We start from the raw sequence: 945 nt of genomic DNA, 5'->3' as shown, positions 1-945 counted from the left end.
GGAAGAACAAAACTATGTTTAACTCCACTTTCAAGCGTACAGCTGTCGCAGCTGCTATCGCTTTTGGCCTTAGCGGTGTAGCTATTGCACAAGATACATCGTCAGTTGTCCGTGGTAACGTTGTTACTGCATCTGGCGACGTTGCGGCAAACGCACGTGTTGAAATTATTCACATTCCAACAGGAACTCGTTCCGTTGCGACAACCAACGAGTCTGGAGCTTTCGCAAACTCTGGTCTGCGAGTCGGTGGCCCTTACCTTATCGTTATTGAAGGTGAAAATGGCCGCAAAGTATACGAAGACGTATACTTAACGCTGGGCGAATCTTACCGTATTAATGCTGAGCTTGAATCAACCGACATGGAGCGTATTCAAGTTTCCGGTGCGGCGATTTTAGGTGGTGAAAACCGCGGTAGCAGCAGTTTCTTCGGCGAAGATGACATTGCAAATACGCCTACCTTTAACCGTGACTTAAAAGAAGTAGCACGTTTAAACCCATACGTTAACTTGTTGTCAGGTAGCGAAGCACCAATGAGTATTGGTGGTTCTAACCCGCGTTTCAACTCTATCTCAATTGATGGTGTTGGTGTAAACGATGACTTTGGTCTGAACGGTAATGGTTACCCAACCCAGCGCTCACCTATTTCAATTGATGCAGTAGAGCAGGTTGCTGTTGATATGGCACCGTTTGACGCTTCTCAGGGCGGCTTCTCTGGTGGCCGTATTAATGCGGTGACTAAATCAGGTTCTAATGAATTTGAAGGCTCGCTTACATACGAGCGCATGAGCGACGCATGGGCAGGTGACCCGGAAAACCCTGAAAGTGGTCAGGAAGTTCCATTGGATTACGAACGTGATACGTACAGTATTGCGGTTGGCGGTCCAATCATTAAAGACAAGCTTTTCTTCTTCGTTAACTACGAAAATGCACAAGAACCGGCACAAA

General features: G+C 46.9%; 1 protein-coding gene. It reads left to right on the top strand.

All coding sequences use genetic code 11. The features are described from left to right. Window positions 1-14: 14 nt before the first annotated feature. Window positions 15-945 (top strand): TonB-dependent receptor (locus B3180_RS14000; protein ID WP_286845120.1); only part of this gene is annotated, 931 nt, incomplete at its 3' end.

This window comes from Idiomarina sp. UBA4206, from assembly GCF_002383015.1.
Classification (GTDB): domain Bacteria; phylum Pseudomonadota; class Gammaproteobacteria; order Enterobacterales; family Alteromonadaceae; genus Idiomarina; species Idiomarina abyssalis.
This window is presented reverse-complemented; position numbering and strand designations above follow the sequence as displayed.